Here is an 18,971-nt window from a genome sequence, read left to right as displayed (position 1 = left end):
AAATGAAGGGTGTTTCCCCCTAGGTGTGATGTCCAGGGAGGTTGTTGTCGATTCTGCTAATGGGTGGGGCTCTGATGGCGGAGTGGTGCTGGTGATGATTGTAGAAGTGGGGCCAGCCGGGGAGTGCTTCTCGTCGTTCGGCCTCTGAACCATAGAACCGGGCGTAGGCCCAGCCGTCGGCGAGTGTGCGGTGGAAGCGTTCGATCTTCCCGTTGGTCTGTGGTCGGTATGGTCGGGTCTTCTTCGCCCTGATCCCGAGCTCTGTGCAGGCGTCTCGCCAGGCGTAGGACTTGTAGGCGGAGCCGTTGTCCGAGAGGACGAGTTCGACGCTGACATCCCGGTCGGCGAACCAGGCGACAGCACGCCGCAGGACACCGATCGCGGTGTCCGCCTTCTCGTCGGAGCAGATCTCGGCGTAGGCGACGCGGGAGTGGTCGTCGATGATCGTGTAGACGAACACGGTGCCCAACCGTGGCTCGTAGCGGTGGTTCCTGCTCTTCGTGCGGGTGGCGGTCGCTTCCCGGTTGCGTTCGCCCTGGACGCGGCCGACGAATCGTCAGCCGCCGCCGTTGGGGATGTTGCCGAACTTCGTCACGTCGACATGGATCAGCGATCCAGGGTGGTCGTGCTCGTAGCGACGGATCGGCTCGCCCGTGACCCGATCAATGGTGCAGAGCCGGTTGATGCGGCAGCACACCAGGACGGCGTGGACGGTCGAGGCGGGAAGGCCAAGCTCGCCGGCGATCTGCACCGGCCCCAGGCGTCGTCGCCACCTCGCCCGCACGATCCGCTTGAGCACGGGCAACGGCGTCCGCGTTGGCATCGATCGTGGGCGGCTAGACCGGTCGGTCATCCCTCCCGTGCCTTCGGCGCGGAACCTCGCCGCCCATTTCCGCGCGGTAACGGGCGAGACCATAAACATCTTCGCTGCGACGGAGACCAGCCAATGGTCCTCGACGATGAGCCTGGCAAGGCGCAGACGAGCGCGCGGTGTGAGAGCAGCGTTAACGTGGGACACGAAGGCCTCCTGGATCGTGAAGCGGTTGAACTGAACAGCTCCACTTCACAACCGGAGGCCCTCGCCCCTCAACTCCTCACGACCGTATCGCCGAAACAACCCCCCTGGACATCACACCTAGCCACGCCGCCGTTGCGACGGTCGTGTTCATGATGGTCTCGAACTCGATGGGCGTCAAACGGCCCAGGCGGGCCTGTCGGCGTCGGCGGTTGTAGATCCGTTCGATCCAGGTCACCATCGCGATGCGCAGCTGCTCTCGGGTGATCCAGGTGCGGCGGTTGAGGACGTTCTTCTGCAACAGCGCGAAGAATGATTCCATGGCAGCGTTGTCTCCGCTGGAGCCGACGCGCCCCATCGATCCGACCATGCGGTGACGGACCAACGCGCGAAGCATCTTCCGGCTGCGGAACTGAGATCCTCTGTCGGAGTGGACCACGCAGCCGGCGACGTCGCCGCGCACCTGGACGGCGTTCTCCAACGCCTGAACGGCCAGGAGCGACTTCATCCGAGAGTCGATGGAGTACCCGACGACCCGCCCGGAGCAGACATCCTTGATGGCGCAGAAGTAGAGCTTGCCGCTGAGAAACCCCATGTCAGCGTCCTGTCTGGTCTCAGCCGTGACCCTGCGGCACAGCACCCTTACCGAAAGTACAAGATGCTGTGCTGTGTACAAGCGCGGCTCCGCTGAGCTTGTACGGTGCCTGTTCCCGAGCCCGACCTCTCGCAGCTTCGGCGCATCCTGAACGACAGACGCCACTCCACTGGCCTCACATTCGAACAGCTCGCGGAGCGCTCCGGGATCAGCCGACAGACACTCCTGAACATCTCCAGCGGCAAGTACAACGGCGACCTGCGCACCTGGCTGAGACTCTCGAAAGCGTTCGAGGTGAGTCAAGACGATCTACTCGCCCCGGTCTGGAGCGACAAAGAACGCTGAGTGCTCCCTGGTGGGCACTCGTGGACAGAATCGCGTAGATACGTCTCTACGAACGTCGATACGATCAGAGCGCGTTAGACGCCCACTCATGACGCCGGCCGATATCCGAAAAAGCGCGTAGTTTCGCGCCTTTTCTATTGAATCCAGTTCTAACGAAGCGCCGACGGGGTGAACCAGTAGTCCGTCAACCACTCGAGGAGCTGCTGCGAGGGATTCCCGGCATAGCGAAGACGAGCATCCCCCCTCCTGCCGCTGAAGAAATCATCCCACCCCCGCAAATGCGCTGTGACCTCCGGAGACGAGGGCCGAAACGCCATCGTCCACTCCGCGAACCGTCGCTGCTCGATCTGCTCTTCGCTAATCTTCTGGATGCTCCGATGACGAGGATCGGCGCAGATCGCCTCGAAACACTCCTCGACGGCCTCATCGGGTCCTTCCAGAATCTGAACGAATCTCCCTTCGTGGTAAAGCAACGCCCCCGTCCGCTGACGAACGTCGTTGTTCGCCCTGGCTCGCTTCAGCAGGGAGACGATGCCCTGCTCGGACATCGGCGCTGTGGCCTCACTGACATAGGCGATCGACATCATCGTGCTCTCCTTTCATCCGGGTCTCCGTGTTCATCGCGAACGCCGCTTCGCGGACGCGAATCGACCCCTCAGCGTTCGTCCGAATCGTCGGAGTTTAGCGACACTTCCCACCAGGGTGAAGCTCTACGCCTGAGATGTCATGGTCAAAGCGCATCCGGTGCCGCCTTCGCTCCAGCACTCACGGCCGCAAACGGCCCCGATTCGCACACGGCTGGTCGCCGCGGTTAGACGGCCGGCTCTGCCGACCGTAAGCTGGAGGGCGCGCCACAAGCGCCCACAGCTGTCCCACCCGCGCGACGTTCCACCGACGCTGCCCGCTTCACGGACGCCTCCGTCCCCTGCCCGTCATCGTCACCGGAAGTCCCCACGCATGTCCTCGACGGCCCCCGTCACCGCCACCGCGCCCGTTAACTCGCGCGGGCGCGTCATCCTCGCCAGCCTCATCGGCACCTCCATCGAGTTCTACGACTTCTACGTCTACGCGACAGCGGCCGTGCTCGTCTTCCCGTCGCTGTTCTTCACGAGCGAGGACCCGACCGCAGCCCTGCTCTCGTCGTTCGCCGTGTTCGGCGTCGCATTCATCGCGCGGCCGGTCGGCAGCGTCCTGTTCGGCCACTTCGGCGACCGGATCGGCCGCAAGGGAGCGCTGGTCGGCTCGCTGCTGACGATGGGGATCGCGACCGTGCTGATCAGCTGCCTGCCGACAGCGCAGGTTCCGGGCTGGGAGCTCTGGGCGCCGCTCCTCTTGGTCGTGATGCGGTTCTGCCAGGGCCTCGGACTCGGCGACGAGTGGAGCGGGGCTGCGCTCCTCGCGACGGAGAACGCCCCGGCCGGCAAACGCGCTATCTACGGCACCTTCCCACAGCTGGGCGCGCCCATCGGCTTCATCGTCGCGGATGCGCTGTTCCTGGTCCTCAGCCTATCGATGAGCGCCGAGCAGTTCGCCTCCTGGGGCTGGCGGCTCCCCTTCCTCCTGAGCGCTGTGCTGATCGTCGTGGGGCTTTATGTGCGCCTCACGCTCGTGGAGACGCCGGCGTTCCAGAAGGTCGTCGACGACGGCGAGGTCGCCAAGCTGCCGGTGGCCCGGGTCTTCCAGACGAAACTGGCGTGAGATCGTGCTGGGCACGTTCATCATGCTGGCCACCTATGTGCTCTTCTATCTGATGACGGCGTTCACGCTCACCTACGGCACGGCCGCCGCGACCCAGGACGCCGCGCTCGCCGCCGAGAAGGCCGGCAAGACCTTCGACCCGGCCGGATTCGTCCCCGGCCTCGGCTACACCCGCAACGACTTCCTCATCATGCTCATCGTCGGCGTGGTGTTCTTCGGCGTCTTCACACTGGTGTCCGGGCCGCTCGCGGAACGTTTCGGCCGCCGCAAGACGCTGATCGGGGTGACGCTCGGCATCATCGCGTTCGGCCTCCTCTTCGTTCCGCTCTTCGCCGGCAGCCCGGTCGGCGCGATGGGGCTGCTCATCGTCGGCTTCACCCTGATGGGTCTGACCTTCGGGCCGATGGGCGCGGAACTGCCGGAGCTGTTCCCGACCAACGTGCGCTACACGGGCTCCGCCGTCGCGTACAACCTGTCGAGCGTCCTCGGTGCGGCCGTGGCTCCCACCATCGCCGTGTGGCTGTGGACGATCGGGGGTGGAAGTACCGTGTGGGTGGGTGTCTACCTGTCCACCGCCGGCGCGCTCACCCTCCTCGCGCTGCTGCTCTCCCACGAGACGAAAGACGTGGACTACACCGGCGCCGGGAGCTGAGCTGGCCCGGGCAATCACAGCGAATAGGCAGTCCGCAGGACGTACGGTCGATGGGGTGGCCGCTTCGCACCGCTCCTCCCCTCTTCGCCCGCCCGGAATGGATTCGCCATGAGCTCTGACACGACCTCCGCTCCCCGCCGCCGCTCTCCCTTCGCCCGGCGCGGGAAAGAGGACGGACCGCGCGCGCGGTTCAGCCAGCTGTTCCCCTACCTCCTGGAGCACCGCGGCGCGCTGTCGTTCGTCGTGGTGCTGAGCGTGCTCGGCGCCGCCGCCAGCCTGGCCCAGCCGTTGCTCGTCAGCCAGGTGATCACGGTCGTCGGGAAGGGCGAGCCGCTCGGCGCTCTGGTCTGGGGGCTGGTGGCGCTGGTCGTGGCGGCCGGGCTGATCTCGGGATACCAGCACTACCTGCTGCAGCGGACCGGAGAGGGCGTTGTGCTGTCGTCGCGGCGGAAGCTGGTGGCGCGGATGCTGCGACTGCCGATCAGCGAGTTCGACACCCGGCGCACCGGCGACCTCGTCTCCCGGGTCGGCTCGGACACGACGCTGCTCCGCGCCGTCCTCACGCAGGGTCTGGTGGAGGCGATCGGCGGCTCGCTGACCTTCGTGGGCGCGCTGATCGCGATGCTGATCATCGACCCCGTCCTCCTCGGCCTGACGGTGCTGGTGGTCGCGGTGTCCGTGGTGGTCGTGACGACACTGTCGGGACGCATCCGCGTGGCAAGTCAGAAGGCGCAGGCGAAGGTGGGCGACCTGGCCGCTGCCGTGGAGCGCGCGATCGGCTCCGTGCGGACGATCCGGGCCGCGAACGCGACGGAGCGGGAGATCGCGGCGGTGGACGAGGATGCGACGGGCGCGTGGAAGATGGGCGTCCAGGTCGCGAAGATCTCGGCGCTGGTGGTGCCGATCGCCGGGATCGCGATGCAGGTGTCGTTCCTGGTCGTGCTCGGGGTCGGCGGCTTCCGGGTGGCGAGCGGGGAGATCACGGTGGCGAACCTGGTGGCGTTCATCCTGTTCCTGTTCATGATGGTCCTGCCGCTCGGGCAGGCGTTCGGGGCGATCGCGGCGGTGAACTCGGCGCTGGGGGCGCTGGGGCGCATCCAGGAGATCCTCGATCTGCCGACGGAAGATCAGTTCGACCGGGACATCGCGCCGCTGGCGCTGACGGTCGGCACGGCGAACGTGAGCCTGGACCCGGATGTTCCGGCGATCGAGTTCGCAGAAGTCGTCTTCGCGTATCCCTCGGCGTCCGTGGCGAGAGCGAAAGCGACGGAGCCGGACGACGCCGAGCCGATCGCGCGCAGCGGAGCGGAGGCGGCGGCCGGTGGCCGGGATGTTCCGCCAGGGCCGCGCGGGGGCGTGCTGCACGGGGTCAGCTTCTCAGCGCCGCGCGGGAAGCGGACCGCGCTGGTCGGACCGTCCGGTGCGGGCAAGTCGACCATCCTGGCTCTGATCGAGCGCTTCTACGACCCCGAGGCCGGCGAGGTGCGCTTCGGCGGGAGGGATGTGCGCACCCTCGACCGCGAATCCCTCCGCTCCCAGATCGGCTACGTCGAGCAAGACGCTCCCGTGCTGGCCGGCTCGATCCGCGACAACCTCGTGCTCGCGGCGCCGCACGCGAGCGACGAGCGCTGTGTGGAGGTGCTGCACGCCGTGAACCTGACCGAGGTCCTGGAGCGTAGCGATGAGGGGCTCGGCGCTCCGGTGGGCGAGGACGGCATCATGCTCTCGGGCGGCGAGCGCCAGCGGCTCGCGATCGCGCGGGCGCTGCTGGCCGCTCCCCCGGTTCTGCTGCTGGACGAGTCGACGTCCAGCCTGGACGGCCGGAACGAGAAGCTCATGCGCGAGGCGATCGACGCGGTGGCGGAGGACCGCACACTCCTCGTGATCGCCCACCGCCTCTCCACCGTCGTGGACAGCGACCAGATCGTCGTCCTGGACCACGGCCGGGTCGCCGGCATCGGCACCCACTCCGAGCTCGTCGCCTCCACTCCGCTCTACCGCGACCTCGCCAAGCACCAGCTCCTCGTGTAGCGCCACGGCCACCGGCCCCGCGACGCGGTGCGGTGCGGGAAGGGAGGAGATCAAGCCGGAATCCGGGCGAGACGAAAGCTGTCCGGCCCGGATTCTGAGCGGTTCTCCTCCCGCGCGACACGGGAGACGGGGCGGGTGAGGCGGCTAGGCGCGAAGCTTGTCGCGGAGGGAGGCCAGCTCGGCGGTGAGAGCCGGGGGGACCCGGGGGCCGAAACGGGCGAAGTACTGCTCCGTCAGAGCGCACTCGGCGAGCCAGCGCTCGGTGTCGATGTCGAACAGCGCGGCGAGATCCTCAGCGGGCAGGCCGAGGCCGTCGAGGTCGAGCTCATCGGCGAGCGGGAGGCGGCCGATCGCCGTCTCTTCGGCGCCGGCGCTCCCTTCGACGCGGCGCGCGATCCACTCGATGACGCGGGCGTTCTCGCTGAAGCCCGGCCAGAGGAAGCGGCCGTCATCGCCCTTGCGGAACCAGTTCACCTGGAAGATCGCGGGGGCGTCCGCGCCGAGCTTCTCACCCATCCGGAGCCAGTGCGCCCAGTAGTCAGCCATGTTGTATCCACAGAAGGGCAGCATCGCGAACGGGTCGCGGCGCAGCTCCCCGACGGTCCCCTCCGCAGCGGCGGTCTGCTCGGAGGAGATGGTCGCGCCGATGAAGACACCGTGCTTCCAGTCGCGGGCCTGGGCGACCAGCGGCACATTGGTCGCCCGGCGGCCTCCGAACAAGATGGCGTCGATCGGAACGCCGTCGACGACGTCCCACTCATCCGCGATGACCGGGCACTGGGCAGCGGACACGGTGAACCGCGAGTTGGGATGCGCGGCCGGGCGTCCGCTCGCGGGCGTCCAGTCGTTCCCCTCCCAGTCGATCAGGTGCGCGGGCGGCTCCGCGGTGAGACCCTCCCACCACACATCGCCGTCGTCGCGGAGGGCGACGTTCGTGAAGATGGTGTTGCCCCACAGCGCCTCGACAGCAGTCTTGTTGGTGAGCTCGCCGGTGCCGGGCGCGACACCGAAGAAGCCGGCCTCCGGGTTGATCGCGCGCAGACGGCCGTCCGGGCCGGGCCGCAGCCAGGCGATGTCGTCGCAGACCGTCTCGACCGTCCAGCCGGGGATGCTCGGCTTCAGCATCGCGAGGTTCGTCTTGCCGCACGAAGACGGGAACGCGGCCGCAAAATGGAAAACACGCCCCTCGGGGGAGGTGACCTTGACGATGAGCATATGCTCGGCCAGCCAGCCCTCATCGCGAGCCATCACCGAGGCGATCCGCAGCGCGAAGCACTTCTTGGCCAGGATGGCGTTGCCGCCGTACCCGGAGCCGTATGACCAGATCTCCCGTGTCTCCGGGAACTGGACGATGTACTTGACCGGGTTGCACGGCCAGGCGACATCCTCCTGGCGGACGCCGGCTTCGTCCACCAGCGGCGCGCCGACGCTATGCACGGTGGGGACCCAGGGCTGGCCGGCTGCGATCAGGTCGAGCACGGCGCTCGCCACGCGAGTCATGATCCCCATGCTCACAGCGACGTAGGCCGAGTCGGTCAGCTGGACGCCCAGCTGCGAGAGCGGCCCGCCGATCGGCCCCATCGAGAAGGGGACGACGTAGAGCGTGCGTCCGCGCATGCTGCCGGCGAAGGCCTCGCGCAGTTCGGCGCGCATCCCCTCCGGCTCGCGCCAGTTGTTCGTCGGGCCCGCGTCCGCCTCGTCGAGCGAGCAGATGAACGTGCGGTCCTCCACGCGCGCGACATCGGAGGGGTCGGTGCGGGAGAGGAAGCTGTTGGGACGCCACTCCGGGTTGAGGCGGATGAGCTTGCCCTCGGCGACCAGCTGTTTGGTGAGGCGGTCGGTCTGGCCCCGCGAGCCGTCGCACCACACGATGCCGTCCGGCTGGAGGAGGGCCGCCAGTTCGTCCACCCAGGCGTGGAGGGCCGCGAGCCCGGTGAGCGCGGCCGCGCCGGGCGGGGCGGTCGGGCGGGGCGGCGCGGTCACGGCGTCGAGGGCCGTGTCGCGTTCGACGTCGGTTTCCGTGAGCGGGAGTTCGGCGATGCTCATTCCGGCAATCCTCTCGGTTTGAAAGATCGGCTGTGCAACCACCATCTGGGAAGAATAACGACATCGCACCCACATTCTTGTGTTAATAATCTAGATTATTTCGCTATCGTGAAGAGATGGACCCACTCGCCGCCGATCCCGTCGCCGACACAGCCACACTCGGCCATCGCATCCGCCATTTCCGCACGCAGCGCGGGCTGACGCTCGACGAGCTCGGCGGCGCCGCCAGCGTCGCCGCCAGTCAGCTCTCCCTCATCGACAACGGCAAACGCGAGCCCCGCGTCACACTGCTCGCGGGCATCGCCGCCGCGCTCGGCGTCCCGGTGTCCGATCTGCTCTCCGCGGAGCCGCCCGACGAGCGGGCAGCGCTCGAGATCGAACTCGCCCGGGCGGAGCGCAGCACCCTCTACGGCTCCCTCGGCCTGCCCGCGGTCAAACCGACCAAGGGCACACCGACGGAGACGCTGCGTGCGCTCGTCGGCCTGCACCGGGAGCTCGGGCGGCGGGCGTCCGAGGCCATCGCGACCCCCGAGGAGGCACGCCGGGCCAACACCGAACTGCGCGAACGGATGCGGAGGCAGCACAACTACCTCCCCGAGATCGAGGCGCTGGCGGAGGAAAGGGTGCGCGCCTCCGGGCACACCCGGGGCGCGCTCACCCACCGCGAAGTCAGCGTGATGGCGAAGCAGCTGGGCTTCGAGCTGATCTACGCCAGCGACCTCCCGCACTCCACCCGCTCCATCACCGATCTGGAGAACGGGCGCATCTACCTGCCACCGGCCTCCATCCCGGGTGGCCACGGCCTGCGTTCGATGGCGCTACAGGCGATGGCCCACCGGCTGCTCGGCCACGAGCGCCCCGCCCACTACGCCGACTTCCTCCGCCAGCGTCTGGAGATCAACTACTACGCGGCCTGCTGCCTGATGCCCCGGGAGGCCGCAGTCGCCTTCCTCGACCAGGCGAAGCGGGAGAAGGAGCTCGCGGTCGAAGACTTCCGGGACGCGTTCGGAGTCACCCACGAGGCGGCAGCCCTGCGGCTGACGAACCTGGCGACGAGCCACCTCGACATGACCCTGCATTTCCTGCGTGTCGGCGACGACGGCACGCTGTACAAGAGCTACGAGAACGACGGACTGCCGCTGCCGGCGGATGTCACCGGGTCGATCGAGGGCCAGGTCGTCTGCCGCAAGTGGGGCGCGCGGACGGCGTTCACCCACACGAACCGCACGACCGAGCTCTACCAGTACACCGACACTCCGGCGGGGACGTACTGGTGCGCCACCCAGGTCGGGAGCACCGCGGACGGGGGTTTCTCGATCAGCGTCGGCGTCCCGTTCGACCAGGCGAAGTGGTTCCGCGGGCGCGAGACGGCCATCCGCACCAAGTCGCGCTGCCCGGACGAGTCCTGCTGCAAGCGACCGGGGGCGGAGCTCTCCGGGCGCTGGGCGGGCAAAGCGTGGCCGAGCGCTCGGCTGCACACGCACATCCTGTCGCCGCTGCCGTCCGGGTCGTTCCTCGGGGTGGACGACTCGGATGTCTACAGGTTCCTGGAAGTACATTCGGCCCTGTGAGCACACTGGCCGGTGAACGCTCTACCGGCTGAACTCCACGGTTCCGTAGACGCCGTCGCCGAGTTCGAAACGGGCGCCACGTTCGAGAAAGGCCTTCTCGCCGCCCGCCAGCCGGACGGATTCGCCATCCGGCCGTGTGACGACAGTCCCGTTCCGGGAACCGAGGTCGGTGGCGGCGACCAGGCCGTCGGCCACATCCACGAGGAGGTGCGTCCGCGAGACGTCGGCCGAGGCGCGCGGCAGCGTCACCAGGCGCGGCCCTGACAGCTCAGGGCGAATGGAGGGGCGCGGGGCGCGGCCGAACAGCACAGGCCGGTCCAGCTCGATCACCCGCCCGGTCGAGAGCACGATGTGCGCTCCAGGGGCAGGCCCGATCGCGGGGTCGTCCCCGGGCAGCGGAGCGCTCGCGACCGGGGAGGCTGCGAAGGCGGACGCCGCCGCGACCGTGGCGGCGAGCTCACCCCCGGCGGACTCCACGGCGACCGGTTTTGCAGCGCCCGGTTTCCCGGCACCCATTTCCGCCGGCGCAGGAGCGTCTGAGCCCGTCTCCGTCAGCACCACGCTCAGCACGTCCGCCCGGACGACACCGCCCTCGAACGGCAGCGCGTCACCGGCGTCGAACGGGGCGCCGACTTCGCCCAGACGGAAGGCGTCCGCCCGCGCCACCGTGACCTCCGACCAGGTGAGAACGTCCGGAGCGTGGATGCTGCGCTCCTCCCCCGCGCTGAAGACGACCGCTTCGGCCACCCCGGCGACGAGGACGTGCCACGTCTCCGCACCGCGGACGACGACACCGAGCGAAGAGATCGCACTGTGGTCGAGGGCCAGGATGGCGCGCATCACACCCTCCGCACCGCGCTCATCGACGAGCGCGCCGTAGAGCCGCTTGACGATGTCCGCCGGGGTGTCCGCCGAGCAGAACACCGCGCCTTCGCCGCCGACGATGACATAGTGCCCGCCCGTCGTGTATTCTCTTTGCATCATCGCCTCCTCAGTCGTTCGGTTCGACTCTGAGGAATATACAGCTTGAGATGTCAATCGGGTTCATCTTGGCTGCATCCGGATTCCACCGTCCAGCCGGATCGTCTCTCCGTTGAGCATCGGGTTCGCGAGGATGGCCAGCACGAGTTGAGCGTACTCGCCGGGTCTGCCGAGACGGGAGGGGTGCGGAACTTGCGCCGCGAGCGAGTGCTGCGCGGCCTGCGGCAGGCCCGCCATCATCGGCGTCTCGAAGAGCCCCGGCGCGATCGTCACGACACGGATCAGACTGCGGGCGAACTCACGCGCCAGCGACAGCTTCAGGGCTGCGACGCCGCCTTTGGACGCCGAATAGGCCGACTGCCCGATCTGACCCTCGAACGCCGCGACGGAGGCCGTTTTGACGATCACACCGCGCTCCTCCCCCAGCGGGCTGGTCTCGGCCATCGCTGCCGCCGCCAGGCGGATGACGTTGAACGTGCCGATCAGGTTGACGCGGACGACGCGCTCGAAGCTCTCGAGCGGGAGCACCCCGTCCCGGCCGATCACCTTCTGGGCGGTGGCGATACCCGCGCAGTTTACGAAAACGCGGAGCGGGCCGAGCGCGCAGGCGGCAGCGACCGCTGCCTGCACCTGGCCTTCGTCGGCGACATCGGCGACGACGAAGCGCGCGGCCGGTCCGAGCGCGTTCGCCGCCTTCTCGCCCTCCGAGCGGGGGAGGTCGAGGAGGACGACGCGGGCGCCGGCCGCGGTGAGGGCGCGAGCCGTGGCAGCGCCCAGTCCGCTCGCGCCGCCGGTGACGAGGGCGGAGCATCCGTCGATCTGCATGACTGTCCTTTCGCCGGGAATGCGCTGAGCGCCGCGCCGATCAGCGCAGAAGCTCGATGAGGGTGGCGTTCGCCATGCCGCCACCCTCGCACATGGTCTGCAAACCGTAGCGTCCTCCGCTCACCTCGAGTTCGCCGAGGAGCGTCGCGAGCAGTCGCGTGCCGGAGGAGCCGAGCGCATGGCCGAGGGCGATCGCGGCGCCGCGCGGGTTCAACCGGTCGGGGTTCGCACCGAACTCGCGTCGCCAGAGCAGCGGGACCGGCGCGAAGGCCTCGTTGACCTCGTAGGCGGCGATATCGTCCAGCGCCACTCCGCTGCGGTCGAGCAGCTTGCATGTGGCCGGCACGATGCCCGTCAGCATGAGGAGCGGATCGCTGCCCGCGACCGCGAAGGAGTGGAACCGCGCGCGGCCTCATCCCGAGCCGCTCCGCCACCTCCCGGCCCATGATGAGCACAGCCGAGGCGCCGTCGCTGAGCGGCGAGGAGTTGCCCGGAGTGATCCGCCACTCCAGCTGCGGGAAGCGGGCCGCGAGCGCGTCCGTGCGGAAGGAGGGTGCGAGTCGCGCTAGACCCTCGGCGGTCGTGCCGGGTCTGATGGTCTCGTCGGCGCTGACGCTGCCGCCGGGTGTGGGCACCGGCGTCAGCTAGCCCTCGAAGGCTCCCGCCGCTTCCGCGGCACGCTGGTGGGAAGTCGCTGCGAAATCGTCCAGCTCGGCTCGCGAGAAGCCCCAGCGGGCGGCGACCAGTTCGGCCGCGACGCCCTGGTTCACGAGCCCGTCTGGGTACCGCGCGCCCAGCAGCTCGCCGCCGAGGGAAGCTCCGCCCGCGTTCGAGCCCATCGGCACTCGGCTCATCGACTCGACCCCGCAGGCGATCACGATGTCGTACGCGCCGGCGATCACGCCCTGAGCGGCGAAAGCCGCCGCCTGCTGGCTCGATCCGCACTGCCGGTCGATGGTCACAGCGGGAACGCTCTCCGGGAGACCGGACGAGAGCACGGCCGTGCGCGTTATGTTGGCAGCCTGCTCACCGGACGATGTGACGCATCCCCCGATCACATCGTCACCAGCACCGGGTCGAGACCGGTGCGGTTCACGAGTTCGGCAAGCACACCCGCGAGCAGGTCGGCAGGGTGGACGCCGGAGAGCGCCCCGCCCGGTTTCCCCCGCCCCAACGGAGTGCGGACCGCGTCGACGATGACGGCCTCGGTGCGCGGCATGGGCTGCCTCCTCCACAGTCAAGGGGCCGGGTGTCAGCGCGGGTTTCGCGGAGAACCGCTCGTGGACGCCCGTGCCGGCTGGCCGCTCCTTCGGTCTTCGCACATGGTACGACGGGATCGTCGGAGGCACACACGGACGGAGGCTCCCGGGGCCGGGGGCGGCGGGGCGGAGCGTCCGTCAGTCCGTCTGAGCCCGGCCCTCATGATGCGTCGTTTCCCGCCACAGCCGCAACGGCCACCAGATGGCCGGTCCGATGTCGTACGAGAGCGCCGGCACGAGCAGGGACCGGACGATGAGGGTGTCGAGCAGCACGCCGACGGCGACGATGAACGCGATCTGCACGAGGAAGAGGATCGGGATGACCGCGAGCGCCGCGAACGTCGCCGCGAGCACGACCCCGGCCGATGTGATCACACTGCCCGTCATCCCGAGCCCGCGCAGGATGCCCGGCCGCGTTCCGATCCTCAGAGACTCCTCGCGCACGCGCGTCATGAGGAAGATGTTGTAGTCCACGCCCAGCACCACGAGGAACACGAACCCGAACAGCGGCACAGCGGCGTCCGCCCCCGGGAAACCGAAGAGGTGATTGAACACGAGCGCCGACACACCGAGCGCAGCGCCGTAGGAGAGCACGACGCTGCCGATCAGCAGCACCGGTGCCAGCGTCGAGCGCAAGAGCAGCATCAGGATCAGGAGGATGACCGCGAGCACGATCGGAATGATCTTCAACACCAGATCGCTCTGAGCGGTGTCGTTCGTGTCGAGCGCGATCGCGGTGACGCCGCCCACGAGCACAGTCGGGTCGCTCTCGGGCAGGGACACCCGCAGCTCCCGCACCACCCGCTCGGCGGCAACCGAGTCCGGCTCGGAGGTCAGCGTCGCCTGGATGAGCACGCGGCCGTCCACGACGATCGGCTCGCGCGTCTGACCGGTCACCGGCCACCGGTTCCCCGTGTAGAGAACGGCCGACGCGATCCCGTCGTTCCTCCCGGTGGCGGCGCGCACCGCCTCCCCGTCCGCTCTTTCCGCCGGGCCATCTCAGGCCACCTCCTGGCTCAGCTGGGACTCGACGATCTCGCGATACGTCTTCGCGCGCGAGGATCAGCACGGGTGAGCCGGAACCGGCGTCGAAGTGCTTCGCGAGGATCTTCTGCCCGTCAGCGGCGTCGGAGTGCGAGAGCACAAAATCGGTCCGCTCGACGCCGTTCACCTTCAGCTGCGTGAGCCCGAGAGCGCAGGCGACGAGGAGGACGAACGACACGATCCACGTCGCACACGGACGGTGGGCGATCAGCGCCCCGACCCGGTGCCAGAGGCCGCGGATGCCGCCGATCCCGGCGATCCGCTCCTCCTACGCATGCACGTGCTCGTGCTCACCCGCGTACCTCGGCCGGAACGGCCAGAACGCCGCACGCCCGAGGACCGCGAGCAGCGCCGGCAGCAGAGTCAGCGCCGCGAGCAGCGAGAAGACGATGCCGACCGCAGCGATCGGGCCCAGGCTCCTGTTCGAGTTCAGATCGGAGAACAGCAGGCAGAGGAGGGCCAGGATCACGGTCGCGCCGGAGGCGACGATCGGTTCGAAAGCCGACTTCCACGCCTTGACGATCGCCGGCCAGCGCGACTCGTCGTGCTCCAAAGCCTCCCGATAGCGGGCGACGAGCAGCAGCGAGTAGTCCGTGGCCGCGCCGATGACGAGGATCGACAGGATGCCCTGACTCTGACCGCTCAGCTTGATCCAGCCCCACAGCGCGAAGAAGTACAGAACAAGGATGGCCGCGCACAGAGCGAACACCGATGTGAGCAGCACGAGGAAGGGCAGCAGAAGCGCGCGGTAGACCAGCAGGAGGATGACGAAGACCGCCAGGACCGCCACAAGCAGCAGGATGCTGTCGATGCCGCCGAACGCGGCCACGAGGTCCGCTGTCAGCCCGGCCGGACCGGTCACCCAGCCCTCGGCTCCGTCAGGGAGGTTGTCTCGCAGCGTGGTGCGCAGCTCTGCGACGACGGTCTTGACCTCGTGCGAGTCGGCGATCGGCACGATGAACTCGACCGCGCGGCCGTCCTCCGACGGGATCGGGCCGGCCACGCTCGTGCTCTGGCCGGACTCGGGCGGCTGGACACCGTGCACCTCGCCGAACTTCGCACCCAGCTGGACGTAGGAGGGCAGGTCGCTCTTTGGGATGGACTCTTGCGCCTGGACGACGACGATCGCGAGGATCGCTTGGGAGCCGGTGAACCGCTGCTGCCATTCCTGCACTCTGGTCGACTCGGCGCTCGTCGGCAGGAAATCGGCCCGGTCGTTGCTCGAGACGCCGGAGAGCTTCCCGAACGTCGGCCCGCCGAGGCCGACCATCACCAGCCAGACGAGGATGAGCGCGCTGGGCACGAGCACGCGCAGCCAGCGGGCGGACGGGGGCGTGATCGATCCTGACATCCCGGCCTCCTTCCGTCGCTAGGTGTGATGTCCAGGGAGGTTGTTGTCGATTCTGCTAATGGGTGGGGCTCTGATGGCGGAGTGGTGCTGGTGATGATTGTAGAAGTGGGGCCAGCCGGGGAGTGCTTCTCGTCGTTCGTCCTCTGAACCATAGAACTGGGCGTAGGCCCAGCCGTCGGCGAGTGTGCGGTGGAAGCGTTCGATCTTCCCGTTGGTCTGTGGTCGGTATGGTCGGGTCTTCTTCGCCCTGATCCCGAGCTCTGTGCAGGCGTCTCGCCAGGCGTAGGACTTGTAGGCGGAGCCGTTGTCCGAGAGGACGAGTTCGACGCTGACATCCCGGTCGGCGAACCAGGCGACAGCACGCCGCAGGACACCGATCGCGGTGTCCGCCTTCTCGTCGGAGCAGATCTCGGCGTAGGCGACGCGGGAGTGGTCGTCGATGATCGTGTAGACGAACGCGGTGCCCAACCGTGGCTCGTAGCGGTGGTTCCTGCTCTTCGTGCGGGTGGCGGTCGCTTCCCGGTTGCGTTCGCCCTGGACGCGGCCGACGAATCGTCAGCCGCCGCCGTCGGGGATGTTGCCGAACTTCGTCACGTCGACATGGATCAGCGATCCAGGGTGGTCGTGCTCGTAGCGACGGATCGGCTCGCCCGTGACCCGATCAATGGTGCAGAGCCGGTTGATGCGGCAGCACACCAGGACGGCGTGGACGGTCGAGGCGGGAAGGCCAAGCTCGCCGGCGATCTGCACCGGCCCCAGGCGTCGTCGCCACCTCGCCCGCACGATCCGCTTGAGCACGGGCAACGGCGTCCGCGTTGGCATCGATCGTGGGCGGCTAGACCGGTCGGTCATCCCTCCCGTGCCTTCGGCGCGGAACCTCGCCGCCCATTTCCGCGCGGTAACGGGCGAGACCATAAACATCTTCGCTGCGACGGAGACCAGCCAATGGTCCTCGACGATGAGCCTGGCAAGGCGCAGACGAGCGCGCGGTGTGAGAGCAGCGTTAACGTGGGACACGAAGGCCTCCTGGATCGTGAAGCGGTTGAACTGAACAGCTCCACTTCACAACCGGAGGCCCTCGCCCCTCAACTCCTCACGACCGTATCGCCGAAACAACCCCCCTGGACATCACACCTAGCCGGTCTGATCACCTAGCTAAATTTAGCGGTAAGGATAATGATTGAGTAAGGAATAAGCATAGTGTTTGAATTGGGAGTTAGCTTAGTGTTCCGCTCGGACCGATTCGACCGGCGGCGCGCCCCCACAGGCCCGGCCCTCCCCGGTCAGCTGTTGGAGAGGTTGTCCCCGCACCGGTAGAAACCGGTGACGAGCGCGTCGATGGCCTGTTTGGCGTTGGCACTCACCGGGCCGAGCGCGAACACGGCGAACGTCAGAGGCGTGCCGTCGGCGGAGTCCACCACGCCGGAGAGCGTGTAGCCGTTGTCGATCCAGCCGGTCTTCGCGCGCACAGCGCCCCGCGCGGCCGAGGACGACCCGGTGAACCGGTTGTAGCTCGGGCCGAGCGTCCCGGTCTGTCCGGAGATCGGCAGCCCGTCATAGACCACGCCGAGCCCCTTCTCGCGGTTGAGGACCTTGACGAATAGGCGCGTCAGGTACGACGGCGGCACCGCATTGTCCGCGCTGAGCCCAGAGCCATCGGCGATGTGGATGCCAGCCGTGTCGATCCCGTAGGTTTTGAGCCCGGCCAGCACGCCCGCGTTCTCCGCGTCGAAAGTGTTGCCGGTGCCCGTCTTGATCGCCACCAGCCGGGCGAGCTCCTCCATGATCGTGTTGTCCGAGTACTTCATCGCCTGCTCGATCAGCGCCGTCACAGGCTGCGACTGGACGGCGGCGAGCTGCTGGGCACCCGCCGGCGCCGTGCCCGACGAGACCGGAGCGTCTGTCTCGAGGTACTCCTGGAAGTACCGCACCGCACGCGCGATCGGATCGGTGCTCCGAGGCGACTCGACCACCGCCGGGTTGTCGCGGTCGCCGTCGACCATGAGCGCGGTCATATAGGGCGTCGACCCCTCGACCACCCGCTCCTGGCGCTCGTCCCAGCTCGGCTGCCACACCGGACCGCCGAACAGCGACGTGTCCACCACGATCGAGGTGACCGGCTGGCCGCCGAGAGCCTGCTGCGTCTGCTTCGCGAGATCCTGGATGGAGGGCGCCCCCGTGTAGAACGCGCCCCGCCCACCCGGCAGGCGCGAGAGGGTCACGTCGCCGCCGCCCACCAGGACGATCTGGCCGGGAGCGCTCCCGGCCAGCACGGTCGTCTGCACCCGGTGGTCGGGCCCCAGCGTGGCGAGCGCCGCCGCCGCCGTGAGCGTCTTCAGCACCGACGCGGTCGGCGCCGGCTTGCTGCCATTGCGGTCGAACAGCACCTCTCCGGTCTTTGCGTTGACAACCTGGGCCTCCAGGTTGCCGAGCCGCCTGTCCTGAGCCAGAGAAGCGACCGAACAGGTGCGCAACCGGGCCGCCGCCGGCTGCACCGCCGGAACCGGTCGCGCAGGAGCGGCCGTCGGAGTCGCCGGCGTCTTCTCGCCGTCCGCTCCGGCCTCCTCCGCGGACCCGGCCGCCACGGGCGCGGGCCCGAGCGTCGCACCCAACGTCACTGTTCCCATGCCGAGCCCGACGAAAACCACCGCGGCCGCGGCGATCATCCACGCCTTCGGATGTTTGCGGATCGCTGTCATCACGCCGCTGAGGACTGCGGGCACATCCCGTCTGCCACCCCGCTGAGCGGCGGTGGCCTCCCTCTCGGCGGCTCGCCGTTCCGAACGGGTCGTGGGCGCGCCCCCGATCGGCTCAGCCTCGGTGGGAGTGTTCGTCGTTTCAGACTCGGTGCCAAACGTCAGCCCCGAGTCGCGCTGGTCCGATTCGCGCATCCAGGTATATTACCCGGCTTCGCTGAAATCGCTAATCGAGACCGTGTTTGGCGAAAGAGAATGAGGCGCGGGTGGCGCCGCCGAAAGCGCCGGCCCGCTTCTGCGAGCGTGGAGAACACCCGGTCCCAACCAAGCGACACCGCCGCCATTTGGGCTCAGCTACGCCCTCACGAGATCGCCCGATCTCGGCTACCTTCGAGCTTCGGCAACATGAGCCGCGATGGCGCGCAACGAACAGAGGGCGCCCCCAAAAAAAGATGTACATGTAGATGTTCCGAAAGATGTTACAGTGAGCACATGGCCATCCCGCACGCCTCTCCCGTTCTGCCGACGAACGAGGCGCGGGTGGCGCTGCCGAAAGCGCTGGCCCGTTTCCGTAAGCGTGGCGCCCTTGCCGAACCGGTCGTGTTCGGCGCGCAGCGACGACCCGAGGGGGTCATGATCCCCTTCGAGCTCTACGAGGAGCTGCTTCCCGTGATCGAGGATGTCGAGATCGCCCATCTGGTGCGCGAGCGCGCTGCCACTGGCGAGGCTGTCCCGCTGGCCGATGTCGCGGCTGCCATCGGCCTGAACGCGGACGATTACCGTTAGTGGCCAGGCCGCTTCACCTGAGATCCCTGCCGGGCTTTCAGCAGGATATTGATGCGCTCCCAGACCTGCGAACCAA

At 68.2% G+C, this 18,971-nt stretch carries 9 protein-coding genes and 6 pseudogenes; 5 read left to right on the top strand and 10 right to left on the bottom strand.

Translation table 11 applies throughout. The features are described 5' to 3' along the window. Positions 1-19: 19 nt before the first annotated feature. A pseudogene (locus tag LXX_RS02105) lies at positions 20-1,018 on the bottom strand (IS481-like element ISLxx4 family transposase). Positions 1,019-1,094: 76 nt separating this feature from the next. Next, positions 1,095-1,595 (bottom strand): annotated as a pseudogene (locus LXX_RS02100) (transposase); the annotation flags it as partial. Between the two features lie 120 nt (positions 1,596-1,715). Here LXX_RS02100 and LXX_RS02095 point away from each other — a divergent pair. Further along, positions 1,716-1,955, top strand: a complete 240-nt coding sequence (locus tag LXX_RS02095) for a helix-turn-helix transcriptional regulator (protein ID WP_011185426.1) — start codon at positions 1,716-1,718, stop codon at positions 1,953-1,955. A 149-nt stretch (positions 1,956-2,104) separates the two neighbouring features. Here LXX_RS02095 and LXX_RS02090 read toward each other — a convergent pair whose 3' ends face one another. Continuing rightward, a complete protein-coding gene (locus LXX_RS02090; protein WP_011185425.1) occupies positions 2,105-2,542 on the bottom strand; it encodes a BLUF domain-containing protein in 438 nt (145 codons plus the stop codon). Positions 2,543-2,912: 370 nt separating this feature from the next. Here LXX_RS02090 and LXX_RS02085 point away from each other — a divergent pair. Together LXX_RS02085 and LXX_RS02080 are read left to right on the top strand one after the other, a co-directional pair. Further along, positions 2,913-4,305 (top strand): annotated as a pseudogene (locus tag LXX_RS02085) (MFS transporter). Positions 4,306-4,413: 108 nt separating this feature from the next. Next, on the top strand, positions 4,414-6,336 hold the full coding sequence (locus LXX_RS02080) for an ABC transporter ATP-binding protein (RefSeq protein ID WP_011185424.1): 1,923 nt from the start codon (positions 4,414-4,416) through the stop codon (positions 6,334-6,336). A gap of 144 nt (positions 6,337-6,480) precedes the next feature. On the opposite strand, the gene LXX_RS02075 is transcribed toward LXX_RS02080, so the two are convergent. Then, complete coding sequence (locus LXX_RS02075) at positions 6,481-8,382, bottom strand: phosphoenolpyruvate carboxykinase (GTP) (protein ID WP_041767072.1); 1,902 nt, start codon at positions 8,380-8,382, stop codon at positions 6,481-6,483. 116 nt (positions 8,383-8,498) lie between these two features. Between LXX_RS02075 and LXX_RS02070 the strand changes: the two genes are divergently transcribed. After that, a complete protein-coding gene (locus LXX_RS02070) occupies positions 8,499-9,953 on the top strand; it encodes a helix-turn-helix domain-containing protein (RefSeq protein WP_011185422.1) in 1,455 nt (484 codons plus the stop codon). 21 nt (positions 9,954-9,974) lie between these two features. Here the strand turns inward: LXX_RS02070 and LXX_RS02065 are convergent, their stop codons facing one another. The 6 genes and pseudogenes from LXX_RS02065 to LXX_RS02040 form a co-directional block, all read right to left on the bottom strand. Next, on the bottom strand, positions 9,975-10,937 hold the full coding sequence (locus LXX_RS02065) for an FHA domain-containing protein (protein ID WP_011185421.1): 963 nt from the start codon (positions 10,935-10,937) through the stop codon (positions 9,975-9,977). A 60-nt stretch (positions 10,938-10,997) separates the two neighbouring features. Beyond that, positions 10,998-11,759 (bottom strand): SDR family NAD(P)-dependent oxidoreductase, encoded by a 762-nt coding sequence (locus LXX_RS02060; protein WP_011185420.1) that lies wholly within the window; start codon positions 11,757-11,759, stop codon positions 10,998-11,000. A gap of 40 nt (positions 11,760-11,799) precedes the next feature. Further along, positions 11,800-12,978, bottom strand: a pseudogene (locus tag LXX_RS02055) (acetyl-CoA C-acyltransferase). 178 nt (positions 12,979-13,156) lie between these two features. Next, positions 13,157-15,413: pseudogene (locus tag LXX_RS02050) on the bottom strand (efflux RND transporter permease subunit). An 18-nt stretch (positions 15,414-15,431) separates the two neighbouring features. Continuing rightward, positions 15,432-16,430: pseudogene (locus LXX_RS02045) on the bottom strand (IS481-like element ISLxx4 family transposase). Positions 16,431-16,696: 266 nt separating this feature from the next. Further along, positions 16,697-18,304 (bottom strand): D-alanyl-D-alanine carboxypeptidase/D-alanyl-D-alanine-endopeptidase, encoded by a 1,608-nt coding sequence (locus LXX_RS02040; RefSeq protein WP_041767069.1) that lies wholly within the window; start codon positions 18,302-18,304, stop codon positions 16,697-16,699. Between the two features lie 297 nt (positions 18,305-18,601). Here LXX_RS02040 and LXX_RS02035 point away from each other — a divergent pair, with 297 nt between their 5' ends. Then, entirely contained in the window at positions 18,602-18,895 is a 294-nt protein-coding gene (locus LXX_RS02035; RefSeq protein ID WP_011185418.1) for a hypothetical protein, read from the top strand. The last annotated feature ends 76 nt before the right edge of the window (positions 18,896-18,971 follow it).

This window comes from Leifsonia xyli subsp. xyli str. CTCB07 (assembly GCF_000007665.1).
Taxonomy (GTDB): domain Bacteria; phylum Actinomycetota; class Actinomycetes; order Actinomycetales; family Microbacteriaceae; genus Leifsonia; species Leifsonia xyli_C.
The sequence above is the reverse complement of the archived record's forward strand: the minus strand, read 5'-3'. Positions and strand labels throughout refer to the sequence as shown.

Coding starts and splice junctions, on each gene's coding strand:
- LXX_RS02065 (WP_011185421.1), bottom strand. CDS start 10,937: ATGATGCAAAGAGAATACACGACGGGCGGGCACTATGTCATCGTCGGC.
- LXX_RS02090 (WP_011185425.1), bottom strand. CDS start 2,542: ATGATGTCGATCGCCTATGTCAGTGAGGCCACAGCGCCGATGTCCGAG.
- LXX_RS02060 (WP_011185420.1), bottom strand. CDS start 11,759: ATGCAGATCGACGGATGCTCCGCCCTCGTCACCGGCGGCGCGAGCGGA.
- LXX_RS02080 (WP_011185424.1), top strand. CDS start 4,414: ATGAGCTCTGACACGACCTCCGCTCCCCGCCGCCGCTCTCCCTTCGCC.
- LXX_RS02040 (WP_041767069.1), bottom strand. CDS start 18,304: ATGCGCGAATCGGACCAGCGCGACTCGGGGCTGACGTTTGGCACCGAG.
- LXX_RS02070 (WP_011185422.1), top strand. CDS start 8,499: ATGGACCCACTCGCCGCCGATCCCGTCGCCGACACAGCCACACTCGGC.
- LXX_RS02035 (WP_011185418.1), top strand. CDS start 18,602: ATGGCCATCCCGCACGCCTCTCCCGTTCTGCCGACGAACGAGGCGCGG.
- LXX_RS02075 (WP_041767072.1), bottom strand. CDS start 8,382: ATGAGCATCGCCGAACTCCCGCTCACGGAAACCGACGTCGAACGCGAC.